Here is an 18346-nt window from a genome sequence, read left to right as displayed (position 1 = left end):
TTACGCTGAGGTGGTGACTGTCGAACGGCCACCGGATCATGTGCTGGCCGCGTTCGGCCTGACCGGTGTTGAGCCCGTTGCACTCGGGCCGGGCTGGGAGGGCGGCTGGCGCTGTGGCGAAGTGGTGGTGTCGATGGTCGCCGACCACGCCCGCGCCGCATGGTCGGCCAAGGTCCGCGAGACGTTGTTCGTCGACGGGGTGCGCCTGGCGCGTCCGGTGCGTTCGACGGACGGGCGGTATGTGGTGGCCGGGTGGCGCGCGGACACCTTTGTCGCCGGGACGCCGGAACCCCGCCACGACGAGGTGGTCTCGGCCGCGGTGCGACTCCATGAGGCGACGGCCAAACTCGAACGCCCGAGGTTTCTGACACAGCCGCCGGTCGCGCCGTGGGCTGACGTGGACGTGTTCATCGCGGCCGACCGCGCCGCCTGGGAGGAACGACCGCTGCATTCGTTGCCGCCGGGTGCCAAGGTGTCGCCGGGGTCGGCCGACGGGCAACGCTCGATCGAGCTGCTCAATCAGCTTGCCACCCTGCGTAAGCCGACGAAGAGCCCCAGCCAGCTGGTCCACGGCGACCTCTACGGCACAGTTCTTTTCGCGGGCACCGCCGCACCCGGGATCACCGACATCATCCCGTACTGGCGGCCGGCGTCGTGGGCCGCCGGTGTCGTCGTGGTGGACGCGCTGTCCTGGGGCGAGGCCGACGACGGGCTGATCGAACGCTGGAGTCCGCTTCCCGAGTGGTCGCAGATGTTGTTGCGCGCGTTGATGTTCCGCATCGCCGTGCACGCCCTTCATCCGCGGTCGACGGCCGCCGCGTTCCCCGGTCTCGCGCGGACGGCGGCTCTGGTCCGCCTGGTGCTCTAAGCGTCGCCCCGCCGAACGTGGGTTACCCGCACGCGCGCGGCGCTCGGAGCGTGCGTCGACCCCACACTCGACACCTTCAGAATTCGTGGCGCACGGCGCGCAGGTTCACCCGGCCGTCGTCGGCAAGCACACCCTCGGCGCGCAGTCGTTCGAGCTGTCGAGTGCTCAGGTGCGGCGCGGGGCGACCGGACGCGCGAATCACCCGATGCCACGGCAGGTCCGACGAGTCGGTGCGCATGATCCAGCCGACGATGCGCGGGCTGGAAAGCCCGGCGGCATCGGCGATGTCGCCGTAGGTCGACACTCGGCCCGGCGGGATCGCGGCGACAAGCGCGCGCACGGCCTCCACCTGCTCGTCGGTGACCGGCGCCATCCCTAGGAGCCGAGCTGCTCGCGGATCAACGCCGCCGTCTCCGCGGGCCTGGCCTGCGCAACCATGTGGTCGCAGTCCCACTCCAGCAACGTGAAGTCCGCGCCGAGGCGCTGCACCAGAGCCGTGACGATGTCGTCGGTCGCATACGGTGGTTCAGTGCGCGCTGCCCGCACGAGTGTCGTGGGAATACCCTTGGGAGGCAACGTGACCGGGCGAGCGAGCTCGCTCCAGTACGACATCATCGCCGGGATGTTGATCCGCCAGCCGACCCGTCCGGACGGCAGATCGATCAGATGCTCGTCGAGCTCGCGATCCAGCTCGGCCGACTCGACCTCACCCCATGAGCCGTTCGCCTTTTCGGCGCGCGCCTCGGCGCGGTCGGTGTAGTCGGGGGAGGCGAACATGTCGTCGGCGATTCGGCGCATCCAGTCGCCGTCCAGGCCGACGGCCGGGTCCAGCAGGATCATCCGCGACACCAGGTCTGGCCGGGCGGCAGCCAGATTCAGCGCAACCGCTCCACCGAAGGAGTGGCCGACCACCACCGCGGGACCCTCGAGCAGCGCGGCCAGCGCCGCGACGTTCGAGTCGATCGACCACGGCGCCGCCCAGGATGCGCGGCCGTGCCCGATGAGGTCTGGTGCGACGACCGCGTACTCGTGCAGGTGGCGGGTGGCCAGCGTCTGCCATCGCTGCCCGTGCCCGGTCAGGCCGTGGATCGCCAACACTTGTGCGGGCCCGGCAGGCCCGTAGCGGTGAACGTGCAGGAGTTCGGTCACGGCTATCGATGCTGCCAGCCTCGGGTGACGGCCACTTGTCGGACCCCCGTGGTGTCATGCCCACATGTCCGCACCGCACACCGACCTCACGCCGAACGCGCTCACCGATCCCGGCACGCGCGGCGTTTTCCGTGTGGTCGGCGGGCCCGGCACCGGTAAGAGCTCGCTGCTGATCCAGACGGCGGTCGCGCACATCGCCGCCGGCGTCGATCCGGAATCGGTTCTGCTGCTGACCGGTTCGGCGCGCCTCGGCGCGCAGGCGCGGGCGCGCATCACCTCGACGCTGTTACAGGCCGGCACCCGCACAGTCGTGCGCGAACCGCTGGTGCGCACCGTGCACTCGTATGCGTTCGCGGTGCTGCGGCTGGCCGCTCAGCGCAACGGCGATCCGCCGCCGCGGCTGATCACCAGCGCCGAACAGGACGGGATCATCCGGGAGTTGCTCGCCGGCGACATCGAGGACGGCGACCGCGCGGCGACGGCATGGCCGCACCATCTACGCCCGGCGTTGAGCACGGTCGGCTTCGCCAACGAGCTGCGAGACCTGTTGGCCCGCTGCGCCGAACGCGGGGTCGATCCCGTCGAACTGCAGCGCATCGGGCGGCGCTCGGGCAGGGCGGAGTGGCTGGCGGCCGGCCAGTTCGCCCAGGCCTACGAGCAGATCATGCTGTTGCGTTCGGCCGTCGGCATGGCGGCACCGCAGGCCACCATCCCCGCACTGGGAGCGGCCGAACTGGTCGGGGCGGCGCTGGAGGCGTTGGGCACCGACGGCGAGCTGCTGGCCGCTGAACGTGGCCGCGTCAAGATCCTTCTGGTCGACGATGCGCAGCAGCTCGATCCGCAGGCGGCGCTTTTGGTCCGGGTGCTGGCTCGGGGCGCCGAAACCGCCGTGTTCGCAGGTGATCCCAATCAGGCGATCTTCGGCTATCGCGGCGCCGACCCGGCGCTGCTGCGCGGTGACGAGCCGGCGATCGTGCTGACCGGGTCGCACCGCTGCGCACCCGCGATCGCCGAGGCCATCACCGACGTCGCACGACGACTGCCCGGTGCCGACGAGGGGCGCGTGCTGACCGGGGCGCCCGGCCCAACAGGCGCGCTGGCCGTGCGCATCGCCGCCTCTCCGCACGCGGAGTCGGCGATGATCACCGACGCGCTGCGACGGGCGCACCTCGTCGACGGCGTCCCGTGGTCCCAGATGGCCGTCGTCGTACGTTCGATGCCCCGCCTCGGTGCGGCGTTGGCCCGCACACTGGCCGCGGCCGGAGTCCCGGTGGACACGTCGTCGCCCGCGACACCGCTCGGCGACCAACCCGCCGTGCAGGCGCTGCTCACCGTGCTGGCGGCAACGTCGCAGGGACTCGACGCCGAGCAGGCGGTGTCGCTCGTCACGGGACCGATCGGCCGCGTCGATCCGGTGTCGCTGCGCCAACTCCGGCGCGCGCTGCGACGCATCGACGGCTCGCAACCGCCACGAGACTTCGGCGATCTGCTGGTCGAGGCGGTGGAGCACGGGGTCGACGGATTGCCCGAGAACCTGGGCCGGTCCTTGGATCGCGTGCGCAAGGTGCTGGTGGCGGCCCGGCGCAGTGCCGAGTCGGGCGCCGATCCGCGCTACACGCTGTGGCAGGCCTGGCAGCGCTGCGCGCTGCAACGACGCTGGCTGGCCGCGAGCGAACGCGGCGGTGTGTCCGGCGCGCAGGCCGACCGGGACCTCGACGCCGTCACCGCGCTCTTCGACGTCGCCGAGCAGTACGTGAACCGCACCGCGGGCGCGACGCTGCGCGGGTTGCTCGACCATGTCGCCGGTCTCGGGTCGTCCGCCCGCGACGAGCGCGTGGATGCCGAAGCGGTCGCCGTGCTCAGCGCCCACGCCGCGATGGGCCGCGACTGGGAGTTCGTCGTCATCGCCGGTGTGCAGGAAGGCCTGTGGCCCAACACCGTTCCGCGTGGCGGGGTGTTGGCCACCCAGCAGCTCGTCGACCTGCTCGACGGCGTCACCCAGGACGCTGCAAGGGTGTCGACCCGGGCGCCGCTGTTGGCGGAGGAACGCCGGTTGCTCATCGCCGCGATGGGTCGTGCCCGCAGCCGTCTTCTGGTGACGGCAGTCGACAGCGATAGCGGTGACGAGTCGCTGCTCCCGTCGGCGTTCTGCTACGAGTTGGCCGCATTATCGGACGACCGCGATTGTGAGCTCACCGAGCCGGTCAGCACACCGCGCGTACTGGCCCCCGCAGCGTTGGTCGGCCGACTGCGCGCCGTGGTGTGCGCGTCCGACGATGCGGTCGACGACACCGCAAGGGCTTGCGCGGCAACACTGCTGGCGCGGCTGGCGGCCGCCGGCGTGCCCGGTGCCGACCCGGCGCAGTGGCAGTCGATGACTCCGCTGTCCAGCGAGGAGCCATTGTGGAGCGGTGACGGCCACACCGTGACATTGTCGCCGTCGACGCTGCAGATGCTCACCGACTGCCCATTGCGCTGGCTGCTGGAGCGGCACGGCGGCGCCGACGGTCGCGATGTGCGCTCGGCGGTCGGCTCGTTGATGCACGCCCTCGTCGCCGATCCGGGGCGCACCGAGAGCCAGATGGTCAACGAGCTCGAAAAGATCTGGCCCAAGCTGCCGTTCGAGTCGCGGTGGTACGCCGATAACGAACTCGACAGGCACCGTGCGATGTTGGCGACGTTTGAGCAGTGGCGCGCGCAGACCCGCGGCCAGCTCACCGAGGTCGGCAGCGAGGTCGGTGTCGACGGTGTCGTGATCGAGGGTGGCGACGGTGGGCCCGACGTGCGTGTGCGCGGACGTGTCGACCGCCTCGAACGCGACAGCGAGGGCCGGCTCGTCGTGGTCGACCTCAAGACCGGCAAGAGCCCGGTGACCAAGGATGACGCGCAGAACCACGCCCAGTTGGCGATGTATCAGCTGGCCATCGCGGAAGGTCTGCTGGGACAAGGGGACTCTCCGGGTGGTGGCCGCTTGGTCTATCTCGGCAAAACCTGCGCATCGGGGCCTACCGAGCGCACTCAGGACGCGCTGACCCCGGAGAAGTGCACCGAGTGGCGCGACACGGTGCGCGCGGTAGCGGCGGCCACCCAGGGCCCGGAGTTCGTCGCGCGGATCAACGACGGATGCAGCCATTGTCCCGTGCGTACGATGTGTCCCGCCCAGGCCGGGACCGGAGGACAGCCATGACCGCGCGATACAGTCCACACGAACTCGCCGCGGCCCTAGGCCTTTTCGCGCCGACCGAGGAGCAGGCCGCCGTGATCGCCGCCCCGCCCGGGCCTCTGGTGGTCATCGCCGGCGCCGGCGCGGGCAAGACCGAGACGATGGCCGCGCGGGTGGTGTGGCTGGTCGCCAACGGGTACGCGCATCCCGGCGAGGTTCTCGGCCTCACCTTCACCCGCAAGGCCGCCGGCCAGCTGCTGCGCCGGGTCCGCACCCGACTGGCCCGGCTCGCGGGCGCCGGCCTTCTCGGCGGCACTCCCTTCACCGACGAGCCACCGACCGTAAGCACGTATCACGCCTTCGCCGGTAACCTGCTGCGCGAGCACGGCCTGCTGCTGCCGGTCGAGCCCGAGACCCGGCTGCTGAGCGAAACCGAACTGTGGCAATTGGCCTTCCGCGTGGTGTGCGGGCACCCCGAACTGCACACCGAGAAGACACCGGCGGCGGTGACGTCGATGGTGCTGCGGCTCGCAGGTCAGCTCGCCGAGCACCTTGTCGACACCGACCAGTTGCGCGACACACACGTCGAGCTCGAGCGGTTGGTGCATACGCTGCCCGCCGGTCCGTACCAACGCGACCGGGGCCCCAGCCAGTGGCTTCTGCGGCTGCTGGCCACCCAAACCGAGCGCACCGAGCTGGTCCCGCTGATCGACGCCCTGCACCAGCGGATGCGGGCCGACAAGGTGATGGACTTCGGCATGCAGATGGCGTCGGCGGCCAGGCTGGCCGAGAACTTCCCGCACGTGGGTGAGCAACTGCGCCAGCGGTATCGGGTGGTATTGCTCGACGAATACCAGGACACCGGGCATGCGCAGCGGGTCGCCTTGTCGTCGTTGTTCGGCGGCGGAGCCGACGACGACCTCGCGCTGACCGCGGTCGGCGATCCCATCCAGTCGATCTACGGGTGGCGCGGTGCGTCGGCCACCAATCTGCCGCGCTTCACCACCGACTTCCCCCGTTCGGACGGCACGCCGGCGCCCACCCTGGAACTGCGCACGAGCTGGCGCAATCCGCCGCGTGCGCTGTATCTGGCCAACGCGGTGTCGGCGCAGGCGCGGCGTCGTTCGGTGGCGGTGCGCTCACTGCTGCCCAGGCCGGACGCCCCGTTGGGCACCATCCGGTGTGCCCTGCTGAACGACGTTGCAGCCGAACGGGAGTGGCTGGCCGGCCATATCGCCGACATCTTCGGGCGGTCGCGCGAAGACGGGGTGTCGGCGCCGACGACGGCCGTGCTGGTGCGCCGAAACGCCGACGCCGCCCCGATGGCCGAAGCGCTCATCGCCCGCGGGGTGCCGGTCGAAGTCGTCGGGCTGGCCGGCCTTCTCGGTGTGCCGGAGGTCGCCGACGTGGTGGCGATGTTGCGGACGATGGCCGACCCGAGCGCGGGCAGTGCGACCATGCGGGTCCTCACCGGGCCGCGCTGGCGGCTGAGCGGCGGCGACATCACCGCGCTGTGGCGGCGCGCTGTACAACTCGACGACAGAACCGACGCCACCGCCGGGGCCGCCGAACGCATCGCCGCGCAGGCGGCACCCGACGCCGATTCCGCATGCCTCGCCGAAGCGGTCACCGATCCCGGTGCGTCTGCGGCATATTCGCCGACGGGGTACGCGCGGATCATCGCGCTGGGCCGCGAGCTGACCGCTTTACGGGCGCATCTGTCGCACCCGCTTCCCGAACTCGTCGCGGAGGTGCGCCGCGCGCTCGGCATCGACACCGAGGTACGCGCGCGCCGCCCCGTCACAGCGGGCTGGACGGGCACCGAACATCTCGACGCGTTCGCCGATGTGGTGGCCGACTTCGCCGACCGTCCCGGCGCCGATGTCACCAGTCTGCTGGCCTACCTCGACGCCGCCGAAGAGGTGGAGAACGGCCTGGCCCCGGCCACAGGGTCTGTCGCGGCCGACCGGGTGCAGATCATGACCATCCACGCGGCGAAGGGACTCGAATGGCAGGTGGTCGCCGTTCCGCACCTCAGCGGCCGCGTCTTTCCTTCGACCGGCACCGCCCGCACCTGGCTGACCGACGCCGGCGACCTCCCTCCGCTGCTGCGCGGCGACCGGGCCACGCTCTCCGAGCACGGCGTCCCGGTGCTCGACACCAGCGACGTCAACGACCGCAAGCGATTGTCCGACGTGATCGGCGAGCACAAGAGAAGCCTCGAACAGCGCCGCATCGACGAGGAACGCCGCTTGCTCTACGTGGCGCTCACCCGCGCCGAGGACACCCTGTTCCTGTCGGGCCACCACTGGGGAGCCTCGGAGAGCAAGGCTCGCGGCCCGTCGGAGTTCCTCTGCGAGCTCAAAGACATCATCGACAAGTCCGCCGACGAGGGCGAGCCCTGCGGTGTGATCGAACACTGGGCACCCGCCCCACCCGATGGCGAACCGAACCCGTTGCGGGACAAGGTGGTCGAAGCCGTCTGGCCCGCGGATCCTGCGGGTGTGTGCCGCGCCGACGTGGCGCGCGGGGCGACGCTTGTGGCCGAGGCGATGGCGAACGCCCACGATGACGAACCCCTCGACTCCGCAGAAGGGTGGGAGTCCGATGTCGACGCGCTCATCGCCGAACGCACCCGGGCCGTCGAACCGTCGCCGCCGCCGCTTCCTCTACAGGTGTCGGTCAGCACCATGGTGGAGCTCGGCAAGAACCCCGAAGCCGTCGCGCAGCGGCTGCGCCGTAGGCTGCCGACGCGTCCAGATCCACATGCAGTGCTGGGCACGGCATTTCACGACTGGGTGCAGCGTTTCTATCACGCCGAGCGGTTGTTCGACCTCGACGACCTGCCGGGTGCGGTCGATCATGACGCCGCCGTGGCCGAGGAACTCGCCGAGTTGCAGGCGGCGTTCGCGGTGTCGCCGTGGGCGGCGCGCACCCCGGTCGACGTCGAGGTGCCGTTCGACATGGTGATCGGCGGCCGGGTGGTCCGGGGACGTATCGACGCGGTGTTCGTCGACGACGGCGGCGGAGCCACCGTGGTGGACTGGAAGACGGGCGAGCCGCCGAGCACCGCGGAAGCCCTACAACACAACGCGGTTCAGCTCGCGGTGTACCGGTTGGCGTGGGCCGCGCTGCACGGATGTCCGGTCGAGTCGGTGCGGGCGGCGTTTCACTATGTGCGCAGCGGTGTCACCGTCACCCCCGAGACCCTGCCCGGCGTCGACGAACTCGCGGGCCTGCTGGAGGCGGCCTAACGGCCTGGGAGGCTTACGACTCGCGGTAGACCTTCACGGCCTGGACGATCATCGGAATCTGCAGCGGCAGGCGCGCGATCGCGACCAACCGCATCGGCAGCGGCTTGTCCCACCACAGCCGGACCATGTTGACATTGCCCGGGAACACCGCGACGAACAGCGCTACCGCGGCCAACGCACCGAAGCGTCGCGTCTTCGGCGCCAGCAGCAGGCCCGCCACCCCGAGCTCGGCGACGCCCGAGGCGTATGTGTAGAACCGCGGACTGCCGGGCAGCTCGGCGGGAATGATGTCGTCGAACGGCTTGGGCGCGACGAAGTGCAACGTCCCGATACCCAGCAGGCCGGCCGCCATCCGGTAGGCGCGCGACGGGCTGGCCATTTGCTGCAGTTCGGGCGGGGGAGAGGTCATGATTACATTGTGGCGTGCACACCCCTGCGGGACCGGTAACGGGTCCTCGTGGCAAAAGGTAGGTTGCGGCGCCGGCTCGCCGCTATCGAGCAGGACCTGACTACACAGCCCGACTCGCGGCTCGTCGACATCCTGCGGATCCCCGAACCGTTCATCAGCCCGACCGAGCGGATCATCCGCCGCGTCGTCTACGCGACGCTGGCACTGATGGCCGCCGTGCTCATCGTGTATCTGGACCGCGACGGCTACCGCGACGTTCAGGACAACCAGTTGTCGTTCCTGGACTGCCTGTACTACGCGACGGTCTCGCTGTCGACGACCGGCTACGGCGACATCACCCCGTTCACCCCCGAAGCCCGGTTGATCAACGTCCTGGTGGTCACCCCGCTGCGTGTCGCCTTCCTCATCGTTCTCATCGGCACCACCGTCGAAACGCTGACCAGCCAGTCGCGCGCGGCATTGAAGATCCAGCGATGGAGGAGCAAAGTGCGCAACCACACCGTCGTCATCGGCTACGGCACCAAGGGCAGGACTGCGGTCGCCGCGATGGTCGGTGACGAGGTCGCACCCGCCGACATCGTCGTCGTCGACGAGAACGCGGGTGCTCTCGAACGGGCCCGCAGCGCCGGGTTGGTCACTGTCCACGGCGACGCGACCAAGGCCGACATTCTGCGCCTGGCCAGCGCTCAGCACGCGAAGTCGATCATCGTCGCCACCGACGACGACGCCAGCGCGGTGCTGGTCACCCTGACCGCGCGCGAACTGGCGCCCAAGGCCAAGATCATCGCCGCGGCCCGCGAGTCCGACAACCAGCACCTGCTCAAGCAATCGGGCGCCGACTCGACGGTGGTGTCGTCGGAAACCGCTGGCCGACTGCTCGGCATAGCCACCCAGACCCCCAGCGTCGTGCAGATCATGGAAGATCTGCTGACGCCGGACGCCGGTTTCGCGATCGCCGAGCGGGAGGTGACGCCCAAAGAGGTGGGCGGGTCCCCACGGCACCTGCACGACATCGTCCTCGGCGTCGTCCGCGGAGGCGAGTTGCTGCGCGTGGACTCACCGGAGGTGGACACGGTCGAGCCCGGCGATCGGCTGCTCTACATCCGCAATGCGGATGCCGAGTGACTGCCGAAAGATGACGCCGTTTCGTCTCCGCAACGTACCGCTGCTGTCCCGAGTCGGCGCCGACCGCGCCGACGCCCTGCGTACCGATATCGACGCCGCTATGGCCGGATGGCCCGACGCGCTGGTGCTGCGCGTCGACCGCCGCAACCAGGTGCTGATCGCCGACGGCAGCGTCGTTCTCGGCGAGGCATCCAAGCTGGGCGATCGACCGCCCGAGAACGCGGTCTTCCTCGGCCGGCTCAACGACGGCAGGCATGTGTGGGGGATCCGTGGTGCGCTCGAGGGACCGGAGGACCCCCACACCGAAACCGAGGTGCTCGACCTGCGTCGGGCCGGGCAGGTGTTCGACGACGTCAGCGCGCAACTCGTCGCCACCGCAACGGCGTTGCTCAACTGGCATGACGGCGCGCGGTTCAGCCCCGTGGACGGTTCCGCGACCAAATCCGCCAGGGGCGGCTGGGCTCGGGTCGACCCCGTGAGCGGTCGCGAGGAGTTTCCCCGTATCGACCCCGCGGTCATCTGCCTGGTGCACGACGGACATGACCGCGCGGTGCTGGCCCGCCAGGCGGTGTGGCCCGAGCGGCTGTTCTCGATCCTGGCCGGCTTCGTCGAGGCCGGTGAGTCGTTCGAGACCTGCGTGACCCGCGAGATCTCCGAAGAGATCGGGCTGACGGTCACCGACGTGACCTACCTGGGCAGCCAGCCGTGGCCGTTTCCGCGGTCGTTAATGGTCGGGTTCCACGCCATCGGCGACCCCGAGCAGGAGATGTCGTTCAACGACGGCGAAATCGGCGAGGCCGGCTGGTTCACCCGAGCCGAGATCCGCGAGGCCCTCGACCACGGCGACTGGAGCAGCGACTCGCCGTCACGGCTGCTGCTGCCCGGGTCGATCTCGATCGCGCGGGAGATCATCGAGTCCTGGGCCGCGCTCGACTGATCGCTCAGCCGCCGAGCTTCGCCTTGACCTCGCGCGCGGTCGGGTTCGTCAAGGTCGAACCGTCGGGCAGCTTCAGCGTCGGCACGGTTTGGTTGCCGCCGTTGGCGTTGGCGACGAACTCCGCAGCCGCGGGGTCCTTCTCGATGTCGACCTCGGCGAACGCGATGCCCTCGGCCTGCAGCGCTTTCTTCAGACGCACGCAGTAGCCACACCAGGTGGTGGTGTACATGATCACGGGAGTCTGTGCTGCGCTCATAAGGCGTTCAACGTATCCGATGAACCGAACATGCCCGACGCCGTACCGGTCATTTGTCACCGGCCCCTGCCAAGATGGACCGCATGTCGGTAGAGGTCGCTTCGGTGGGTAGCCGCCCGGACACCGTCGACGACCTCGACGACGAGCAGCGGGAGGCAGTGCTCGCCCCGCGCGGTCCGGTGTGCGTGCTCGCCGGCGCGGGCACCGGTAAGACCCGCACGATCACCAGGCGCATCGCCCACCTGGTCGCGGCGGGCCACGTCGCTCCCGGGCAGGTTCTCGCGGTCACCTTCACCCAGCGCGCGGCCGGTGAGATGCGGGCCCGGTTGCGTGCGCTCGACGCGGCCTTCGGCGGCGTCGGCACCGGTTCGGTGCAGGCGATGACGTTTCACGCCGCCGCGCGCCGCCAGCTGTCGTACTTCTGGCCCCGCGTCGTCGGCAACACCACGTGGGAACTCCTCGACACCAAATTCGCGGTGGTGGCCCAAGCCGCCAACCGGGCCCGGCTGTCGACCAGCACCGACGACGTGCGTGACCTCGCCGGCGAGATCGAGTGGGCCAAGGCGTCGCTGATCAGTCCCGAGGACTATCCGGACGCGGTCGCACAGGTCGGCCGCGACATCCCGTTCGACGCGGCGAAGGTGGCCGCCGTCTACACCGGCTACGAGGCGCTCAAGGCCCGCAGCGACGGGACCACGCTGCTCGACTTCGACGACCTGCTTCTGCACACCGCCGCGGCAATCGAGAACGACGCCGCGGTGGGCCAGGAGTTCCGCGATCGCTACCGCTGCTTCGTCGTCGACGAGTACCAGGACGTGACGCCCCTGCAGCAGCGGGTGCTTGACGCCTGGCTCGGCGAGCGCGACGACCTCACCGTCGTCGGCGACGCGAACCAGACCATCTACTCCTTCACCGGCGCCACCCCCCGCTACCTCCTCGACTTCTCCCGGCGCTTCCCCGACGCGGCGGTGGTCCGCCTGGAACGCGACTACCGCTCGACCCCGCAGGTGGTGTCGCTGGCCAACCGGGTCATCGCCGGTGCGCGCGGCCGGATGGCGGGCAGCAAGCTGCACCTGGTCGGGCAGCGCGATCCCGGCCCCGCGCCCAGGTTCGCCGAATATCCCGACGAGGTCGCCGAGGCCAAGGCGGTGGCCAAGAACATCAAACGGCTTCTCGAATCCGGCACCGAACCGGCCGAGATCGCGGTGCTCTACCGCATCAACGCCCAGTCGGAGGTCTACGAGGAGGCGCTCACCGAAGCCGGCGTCCCGTTCCAGGTGCGCGGCGGTGAAGGGTTCTTCAGCCGTCAGGAGATCCGCCAGTCGCTGGTGGCGTTGCAGCGCGCGGCCGAACGCGACCTCGACGGACCCCTACCCGAGGTCGTGCGGACGGTGCTCGAACCGCTCGGGCTCACCGTCGAGCCGCCGCCGGGCACCAAGGCGAGGGAACGATGGGAAGCGCTGACATCGCTGGCCGAACTCGTCGACGAGGAAGTTGCGCTGCGTCCCACCCTCGACCTGCGCGCACTGCTCGCCGAACTGCGCCAGCGCGCCGACGCGCGCCATTCTCCGGTCGTGCAGGGCGTCACGCTCGCCTCGCTGCACGCGGCGAAGGGCTTGGAGTGGGATGCGGTGTTCCTGGTCGGACTCGCCGACGGCACGCTGCCCATCTCCCACGCCCTCGCACACGGTCCCGACAGCGAGGCGGTCGAAGAGGAACGCCGGCTGCTCTACGTCGGAATCACCAGGGCCCGTGTGCATTTGGCGCTCAGCTGGGCGCTCGCCCGGGCTCCCGGCGGACGGCAGAGCCGCAAACCGTCGCGGTTCCTCAACGGCATCGCGCCGCAGTCGTCGAACACCAGCGATACGCCGACCAAACCCCGACGTGCGCGCGGCGCCACCCCCCGCTGTCGGGTGTGCAACAGCGTGTTGACCGCACCGGCCGCGATCATGTTGCGCCGCTGCGAAACCTGCCCGTCCGACATCGACGAGCAGCTGCTCAGCGACCTCAAGGACTGGAGATTGCGCACCTCCAAGGAGATGAGCGTGCCGGCGTATGTGGTGTTCACCGACAACACACTGATCGCGATCGCCGAGACGCTGCCCACCGACGACGCCGCGCTGGTTGCGATCCCGGGCATCGGGGCACGCAAGCTCGAGCAGTACGGCTCCGACGTGCTCGCCCTCGTCAAGAGCCGGACCCGGTAGGCGGGGCGAGGACAGGCCGGCGACACACACGGCCAAACGTCGTAAAGATCGCGCCAAACCCGCTGGTCAAAAAAATCAATTGTCAGCCGCCGCTGTTACGCTTAGCCTCAACATCACACCGCTTGGGTGTCTTTTTGTGCGAAAGGAGGGACCGAGATCATGGGTAGCAACTACGCGATCACCGGCGTAGCCGTTGCTGGCATGACGCGGACCCTCCATGTCGCCGCCGCTGCGGCGCATCCCGCGTTCGCCGCCGCGCACGCCGCCGGTGCCGCCGCTGCCATCACCCCGCAGCGCAAGCGCCGCGCCGCCGCCGCGACTGTGTCGTCCGTCGATCGGGGCACCACCTAGGTAAGCCCACGATTTCGCCGAAAAGGCCACGGACCCGCAGTCGGATCCGTGGCCTTGGTCTTTTGGACACCACGTCAAAGCCCTGGTTCCCGGATCCAGCAAGGAAAAGATTCGAAACCCACGACCAGGGAAGGACTGGACATGTCACTCGGGACATGCCGAGAGAAGACGAAGCTGGCGGTGCCGTGTCACAGGGGCGATCCCGATATGTGGTTCGCCGAGAATCCCGTCGAACTCGAACGCGCCAAGGCGCTGTGCGCAGGGTGCCCGATCCGGCGTGAGTGCCTAGCCGCAGCGCTGGAACGGCAAGAGCCGTGGGGTGTTTGGGGCGGCGAGATCCTCGAACGGGGCACCGTCATCGCGCGCAAGCGCCCACGTGGCCGGCCGCGCAAGAACGGCGTCGGGAACCCGGCAGCCGCATAGCCGCACACGGGGCGACCTGCGCGCGCTCGATTGTGAATCTGGCGACGCTCAACCCACGAAATGCGTCGTCAGATTCACGATCCGTACCGAGGGCGGGCTGGGCGCATCCGACGCGCACGGGGGCGCGGGGCGTCAGGCGGCTTCGTCGGCGAAACCCGGAATCAGTTCGGTGGCAAGCCTTCTGGCCGGAACGTGCGCATCGAGCTGGCAGGCGATCGCGACGTTGGACGCGATCACCCGCATCGGAATCGCGAGCTTGGCCGGGATGTCCATCTGCCGGGCGGCTTTGATCTGGCCTGCGGCGCGCTCGGGACGCATGTTGGCGGTCGTGATCCGCTGCAGCCACTTGCGGTTGTAGTGGAAGACCTCGACCTCGAGCGGTTCGACGTACTGGCGCATCATGTCGTCCATCTCGCGCTTGGACACCTGCTCACCCTTCTGGATGAAGCCGATGTTCTGCATCGTGGTGAGCAGGTTGTCGTAGTCGTCGTTGAGCGCATAACGCGTCGCCAAACCGATCTCGATCGGAATACCGCCGGGCATCGGGGCCACCGCGCCGAAGTCGATGACGCCCATCTTCTCGTCGGGCAACAGCATGAAGTTGCCGGGATGGGTGTCCCCGTGCATCATCTCGAGCCGGCGAGGTGCGTCGTAGGTCAGCTCGAAAAGCCTGGTGCCCATCAGGTCTCGTTGTTCTTGGGTGCCCTCGCGGATGATCACCGACATCGGCACACCCTCGATCCACTCCTGGATCACGACCTTGGGCGCGCTGGCCACGATGCGGGGGACCACGAAGCGCGGGTGGCCTTCGTAGGCCTTGGCGAACGCGCGCTGGTTGTCGGCCTCGAGCCGGTAGTCGAGTTCCATCTCGGTGCGCTCGATGAGCTCTTTGACCACACTGTCGACGTCGGCGCCCGGAGACAGTTGCTTGAGCACGCCCACCATGCGCTGCATCGTTTTCAGGTCGGCCCGCAGCGCCTCGTCGGCGCCGGGGTACTGGATCTTGACCGCGACCTCGCGGCCGTCCGACCACACCGCCTTGTGGACCTGGCCGATGCTGGCCGACGCCACTGGCTGGTCATCGAACGACGCGAACCGCTCCCGCCACTTGGTGCCCAGTTGCGCGTTGAGCACCCGGTGCACCTTGGCGGCGGGCAGCGGCGGGGCTTCGCGCTGCAGCTTGGTCAGCGCCTCGCGGTACGGCTTGCCGTACTGCTCGGGGATCGCGGCCTCCATCACCGACAGCGCCTGACCCACCTTCATCGCCCCGCCCTTGAGCTCGCCGAGCACGGTGAAAAGCTGCTGAGCCGCCTTGTCCATCAGTTCGGCGTTGACCTCGTCTTTCGACCGTCCGGTCAATCGTTTGCCGAAGCCCAAGGCGGCCCGTCCGGCCATACCGACGGGCAAGCTCGCCAGCTTGGCGTTGCGCGCGGCCCGGCCCCGCTTGATCTCACTCACCAGACCATCATCCATGACGCGGTTGCCCGCAGCGCAACGACTTGCCAACGGCCGATGTCAACATGCGCAGCGGGGATGGCGCGACCACCGCCGTGCCACCACCGAACCCACGTTGACGTCGAACTCCAACGTGGTGTCCAGCGTCGGCGGCGGTTCGGAGGAGTCGTCGACGTCGACGCCGCCATGCACCGCGGCAAGGACCCGGTCGACCTGGTTGAGCGCCAGCGCCGCGGTGGCCAGCACCGTGGCCCGGTCGGCGCTGCCGACGGTGTGGCGCAGCTGCGCCGCGACGGCAGGCCACGCCGCGTCCCGGTCGCTGCGATGCAGGTCCGCGCAGGCCAAACAACTCGTCACACCCGGAAGGACCAGCGGCCCGACCAGTCCGACACCGTCGCGCACACGCACCGGCAGGTGGGCGACTCCGACCGCATGCAGTTCGCGCACCATACGCGGATCGGCCACCAGGTAGTCGGTGAGAACCACGAGATCGGTCGGCTCCGACGGCGCACCGGTGTCGGTACGGGTGCTGAGGCTCAGGCGCGCACCCGAACAACGCAGCGCCGCGGCGAGCAGATCCGACAACGGCCCGCGCCCGTGGATGCGGACCGCGGCCGAACGGCCACGCCGGCAGGCGGCCACGGTGACGACACCGGCGTCGACCAACGATTTCAGCAGGTTCTCGACGACCGCGCCGTCGGGGGCGAGCGCCGCAAGGTCGGCCACCCGTGCACCGGACTGCAGGCGACGCAGCATGTCGGCCAGCGTCGTCGTGGTCAGTCCGGCCGGCGGACGGATCACGACGGCGCGCCGCGGATCCCAGCCCACCTGCACGGCACCGTCGGGCCGCATCAGCACCGGCGTCGCGGCGCTCAACGCATAGCGCGTCATCGATCGAGCGTGCCACGCCCCGGCCCGGTCACCGCCGGTTATCCACAGGCGCGATTCGGGTGCGCGTGGTGGCGCTGGGCGCGACGGACTACACCCGAACCGAGCTAGCGGTCTTCGTCCTTGCCGTTCTCAGGTTTTTGGATGTCTTTCTCGAGATCGGCGATCGCCTCCTCGATGGCGCTGTCCATCCCGCTGGTGTCGCCGCCGATCATCCGGTCGATGAACCCGGCCGGTTCGTCGAGATCCTTTGCGCTGGGCAGCAGGTCGGGGTGCTGCCACACCGCGTCGCGGCGGTCGGAGCCGACGGCCTCGGTCAACCGCTCCCACAACGCGGCGGCCTCGCGCATCTTGCGCGGACGCAACTCCAGGCCGACCAGGGTCGCGAACGTCTGCTCGGCGGGCCCGCCGGTGCCGCGGCGCCTGCGCAGCATCTCCGCGAGCGCCGATGTGCCGGGGATGCGGTCGCCGAGCGCGTCGGAGACGACGGTCTGCACCCAACCCTCGATCAGCGCGAGCAGCGTTTCCAGCCGCTCGAGCGCCGCGGTCTGCTCCGGCGTCGCCTTCGGTTCGAAGATGCCCTGGTTGAGCAGCTGTTCCATCTGAGCCGGGTCGGTCAGCGCGGCAGGGTTGAGGCCGGACGCCAGTTCCTCGATGCCGCTCATGTCGATCTTCATCCCCCGGGCGAACGCCTCGACCGCGTTGAGCAGCTGGCTGGCCAGCCACGGCACATGGCTGAACAGGCGGTGGTGTGCGGCCTCGCGGGCGGCCAGGAACGTCAGGATCTCGCTACGCGGCTGCTCGAGACCCTCCGACAGCGACTCGACCGCATCGGGCATCAGCGCGGCCACGCCCTTGGGGCCCAAGGGCAGCCCGATGTCGGTGGAGGTCAACACTTCTCGCGACAGCTTGCCCAGCGCCTGACCTAGCTGTGAGCCGAACGCCATGCCGCCCATCTGCGTCATCATCGACAGCAGCGGACCAGCCATGGTGCGCGCCTCGTCGGGAAGCGCCGACACCCACACCGTGGAGATCTGTTCGGCGACCGGGTCGCACAGCCGCTCCCACCTGTCGAGGGTGTTGTCGATCCAGTCCGTCGGCGTCCAGGCCACCGATTTGCTGGTGCCCGCGGGAAGTGCTGTCACGCCGTCGAGCCAGGTCTCGGCCAGGTGCACGGCGTCGACGATCGCCGCGGAGGTCTTCTCCGGAATTGGCGCGACGAAACCGATCTGGCTCGACGCCAACTGGCGGGCCAGGTCGTAGTTCACCGGTCCCGATTGTTTGCCGCCGGCCATCGCGCTGCCGGCGCCGCTGAACATCTCGCCGAGCTTGCTGAAGATCTGCCCCAGCTGGGACATGTCGAATTCGGATCCGCCTTGAAACCCCATGCCGAACGGGTCGCCGGGCCCCCCGGATCCGGAGTCGGGATCCTTCTTGCGCTTGTCGCGCTCGGGGTCGTCGTCGCCGGCGGAGAAGCCGAAAGGCACGTCAGCCATGCCCCCAACGGTACTCACCAGGGCGGGGCCTTGTGGGTGGGCGCCTCACGCTGACAGCGAACCCGCCCTGGACCGCCCGTTTCCGGGTTGCGGCGGGATGACAGGCCCGCGACGGACGTCGTGGGCACGGTCGCGTGTAGCGCAACCTTTAGATTGGGCGTCAGTGTGAAGGTGAGGTGCCGCGTAGTGCGGTGGTTGAATCCTTTTCACCTGGTGTCTGGCTCTTAGATTGGCTGCCTCAGTGTGAAGGTGAGGTGCCGCGTAGTGCGGTGGTTGAATCCTTTTCACCTGGTGTCTGGCTCTTAGATTGGCTGCCGCCTTTGGTTGGCGTTCACGCGTTTTGCCGGCATCAGGTGTGAAGGACC

General features: G+C 69.4%; 15 protein-coding genes. 8 read left to right on the top strand and 7 right to left on the bottom strand.

Features of this window, described 5'->3' with window-relative positions; translation table 11 throughout:
• The first annotated feature begins 13 nt into the window (after nt 1–13).
• A complete protein-coding gene (locus CEX88_RS16600) occupies nt 14–868 on the top strand; it encodes a TIGR02569 family protein (RefSeq protein WP_066849755.1) in 855 nt (284 codons plus the stop codon).
• A gap of 76 nt (nt 869–944) precedes the next feature.
• On the opposite strand, the gene CEX88_RS16595 is transcribed toward CEX88_RS16600, so the two are convergent.
• Nucleotides 945–1241, bottom strand: a complete 297-nt coding sequence (locus CEX88_RS16595; RefSeq protein WP_068196881.1) for an MGMT family protein — start codon at nt 1239–1241, stop codon at nt 945–947.
• A 2-nt stretch (nt 1242–1243) separates the two neighbouring features.
• Entirely contained in the window at nt 1244–2017 is a 774-nt protein-coding gene (locus CEX88_RS16590; protein WP_094294318.1) for an alpha/beta fold hydrolase, read from the bottom strand.
• Nucleotides 2018–2081: 64 nt separating this feature from the next.
• Here CEX88_RS16590 and CEX88_RS16585 point away from each other — a divergent pair, with 64 nt between their 5' ends.
• Entirely contained in the window at nt 2082–5204 is a 3123-nt protein-coding gene (locus tag CEX88_RS16585; RefSeq protein ID WP_094294317.1) for an ATP-dependent helicase, read from the top strand.
• The gene (locus CEX88_RS16580) at nt 5201–8434 is read left to right on the top strand and encodes an ATP-dependent helicase (protein WP_094294316.1); all 3234 of its coding nucleotides are present in this window, start codon (nt 5201–5203) and stop codon (nt 8432–8434) included. The genes CEX88_RS16585 and CEX88_RS16580 overlap by 4 nt, the downstream gene beginning before the upstream one ends.
• 13 nt (nt 8435–8447) lie before the next feature.
• Here CEX88_RS16580 and CEX88_RS16575 read toward each other — a convergent pair whose 3' ends face one another.
• A complete protein-coding gene (locus tag CEX88_RS16575; RefSeq protein ID WP_064394341.1) occupies nt 8448–8843 on the bottom strand; it encodes a DoxX family protein in 396 nt (131 codons plus the stop codon).
• Between the two features lie 48 nt (nt 8844–8891).
• On the opposite strand from CEX88_RS16575, the gene CEX88_RS16570 reads away from it, so the two are divergent.
• Together CEX88_RS16570 and nudC are read left to right on the top strand one after the other, a co-directional pair.
• Nucleotides 8892–9968 carry a potassium channel family protein gene (locus CEX88_RS16570; protein ID WP_068196893.1) on the top strand — a complete coding sequence of 359 codons (1077 nt, stop codon included), beginning with the start codon at nt 8892–8894 and terminating at the stop codon, nt 9966–9968.
• 10 nt (nt 9969–9978) lie between these two features.
• On the top strand, nt 9979–10905 hold the full coding sequence (gene nudC / locus CEX88_RS16565; RefSeq protein WP_094294393.1) for an NAD(+) diphosphatase: 927 nt from the start codon (nt 9979–9981) through the stop codon (nt 10903–10905).
• Nucleotides 10906–10909: 4 nt separating this feature from the next.
• On the opposite strand, the gene CEX88_RS16560 is transcribed toward nudC, so the two are convergent.
• Nucleotides 10910–11161, bottom strand: a complete 252-nt coding sequence (locus CEX88_RS16560) for a mycoredoxin (RefSeq protein WP_064417252.1) — start codon at nt 11159–11161, stop codon at nt 10910–10912.
• A gap of 83 nt (nt 11162–11244) precedes the next feature.
• On the opposite strand from CEX88_RS16560, the gene CEX88_RS16555 reads away from it, so the two are divergent.
• The 3 genes from CEX88_RS16555 to CEX88_RS16545 all read left to right on the top strand — a co-directional run bounded on the left by CEX88_RS16555 (nt 11245) and on the right by CEX88_RS16545 (nt 14142).
• A complete protein-coding gene (locus tag CEX88_RS16555) occupies nt 11245–13368 on the top strand; it encodes an ATP-dependent DNA helicase UvrD2 (protein ID WP_094294392.1) in 2124 nt (707 codons plus the stop codon).
• Between the two features lie 159 nt (nt 13369–13527).
• On the top strand, nt 13528–13719 hold the full coding sequence (locus CEX88_RS16550) for a hypothetical protein (protein ID WP_064426864.1): 192 nt from the start codon (nt 13528–13530) through the stop codon (nt 13717–13719).
• 141 nt (nt 13720–13860) lie between these two features.
• Nucleotides 13861–14142 (top strand): WhiB family transcriptional regulator, encoded by a 282-nt coding sequence (locus CEX88_RS16545; protein WP_066848851.1) that lies wholly within the window; start codon nt 13861–13863, stop codon nt 14140–14142.
• Nucleotides 14143–14274: 132 nt separating this feature from the next.
• On the opposite strand, the gene CEX88_RS16540 is transcribed toward CEX88_RS16545, so the two are convergent.
• The 3 genes from CEX88_RS16540 to CEX88_RS16530 form a co-directional block, all read right to left on the bottom strand.
• Nucleotides 14275–15615: a macrolide-binding ATPase MABP-1 gene (locus CEX88_RS16540; RefSeq protein ID WP_094294315.1), complete on the bottom strand. Its 1341-nt coding sequence runs from the start codon at nt 15613–15615 to the stop codon at nt 14275–14277.
• 42 nt (nt 15616–15657) lie between these two features.
• On the bottom strand, nt 15658–16488 hold the full coding sequence (locus CEX88_RS16535; protein WP_094294314.1) for a cyclodehydratase: 831 nt from the start codon (nt 16486–16488) through the stop codon (nt 15658–15660).
• 104 nt (nt 16489–16592) lie between these two features.
• Nucleotides 16593–17981: a zinc-dependent metalloprotease gene (locus tag CEX88_RS16530; protein WP_094294313.1), complete on the bottom strand. Its 1389-nt coding sequence runs from the start codon at nt 17979–17981 to the stop codon at nt 16593–16595.
• Nucleotides 17982–18346: the final 365 nt, after the last annotated feature.

The sequence above is a fragment of the Mycobacterium neumannii genome, from assembly GCF_002245615.1.
GTDB lineage: Bacteria > Actinomycetota > Actinomycetes > Mycobacteriales > Mycobacteriaceae > Mycobacterium > Mycobacterium neumannii_A.
The sequence above is the reverse complement of the archived record's forward strand: the minus strand, read 5'-3'. Positions and strand labels throughout refer to the sequence as shown.

What these genes read in the sequence shown, in the direction of transcription:
- CEX88_RS16595 (WP_068196881.1), bottom strand. Translation starts at nt 1,241, where the DNA reads ATGGCGCCGGTCACCGACGAGCAGGTGGAGGCCGTGCGCGCGCTTGTC.
- CEX88_RS16585 (WP_094294317.1), top strand. Translation starts at nt 2,082, where the DNA reads ATGTCCGCACCGCACACCGACCTCACGCCGAACGCGCTCACCGATCCC.
- CEX88_RS16580 (WP_094294316.1), top strand. Translation starts at nt 5,201, where the DNA reads ATGACCGCGCGATACAGTCCACACGAACTCGCCGCGGCCCTAGGCCTT.
- CEX88_RS16575 (WP_064394341.1), bottom strand. Translation starts at nt 8,843, where the DNA reads ATGACCTCTCCCCCGCCCGAACTGCAGCAAATGGCCAGCCCGTCGCGC.
- nudC (WP_094294393.1), top strand. Translation starts at nt 9,979, where the DNA reads ATGACGCCGTTTCGTCTCCGCAACGTACCGCTGCTGTCCCGAGTCGGC.
- CEX88_RS16560 (WP_064417252.1), bottom strand. Translation starts at nt 11,161, where the DNA reads ATGAGCGCAGCACAGACTCCCGTGATCATGTACACCACCACCTGGTGT.
- CEX88_RS16555 (WP_094294392.1), top strand. Translation starts at nt 11,245, where the DNA reads ATGTCGGTAGAGGTCGCTTCGGTGGGTAGCCGCCCGGACACCGTCGAC.
- CEX88_RS16550 (WP_064426864.1), top strand. Translation starts at nt 13,528, where the DNA reads ATGGGTAGCAACTACGCGATCACCGGCGTAGCCGTTGCTGGCATGACG.
- CEX88_RS16545 (WP_066848851.1), top strand. Translation starts at nt 13,861, where the DNA reads ATGTCACTCGGGACATGCCGAGAGAAGACGAAGCTGGCGGTGCCGTGT.
- CEX88_RS16540 (WP_094294315.1), bottom strand. Translation starts at nt 15,615, where the DNA reads ATGGATGATGGTCTGGTGAGTGAGATCAAGCGGGGCCGGGCCGCGCGC.
- CEX88_RS16535 (WP_094294314.1), bottom strand. Translation starts at nt 16,488, where the DNA reads ATGACGCGCTATGCGTTGAGCGCCGCGACGCCGGTGCTGATGCGGCCC.
- CEX88_RS16530 (WP_094294313.1), bottom strand. Translation starts at nt 17,981, where the DNA reads ATGGCTGACGTGCCTTTCGGCTTCTCCGCCGGCGACGACGACCCCGAG.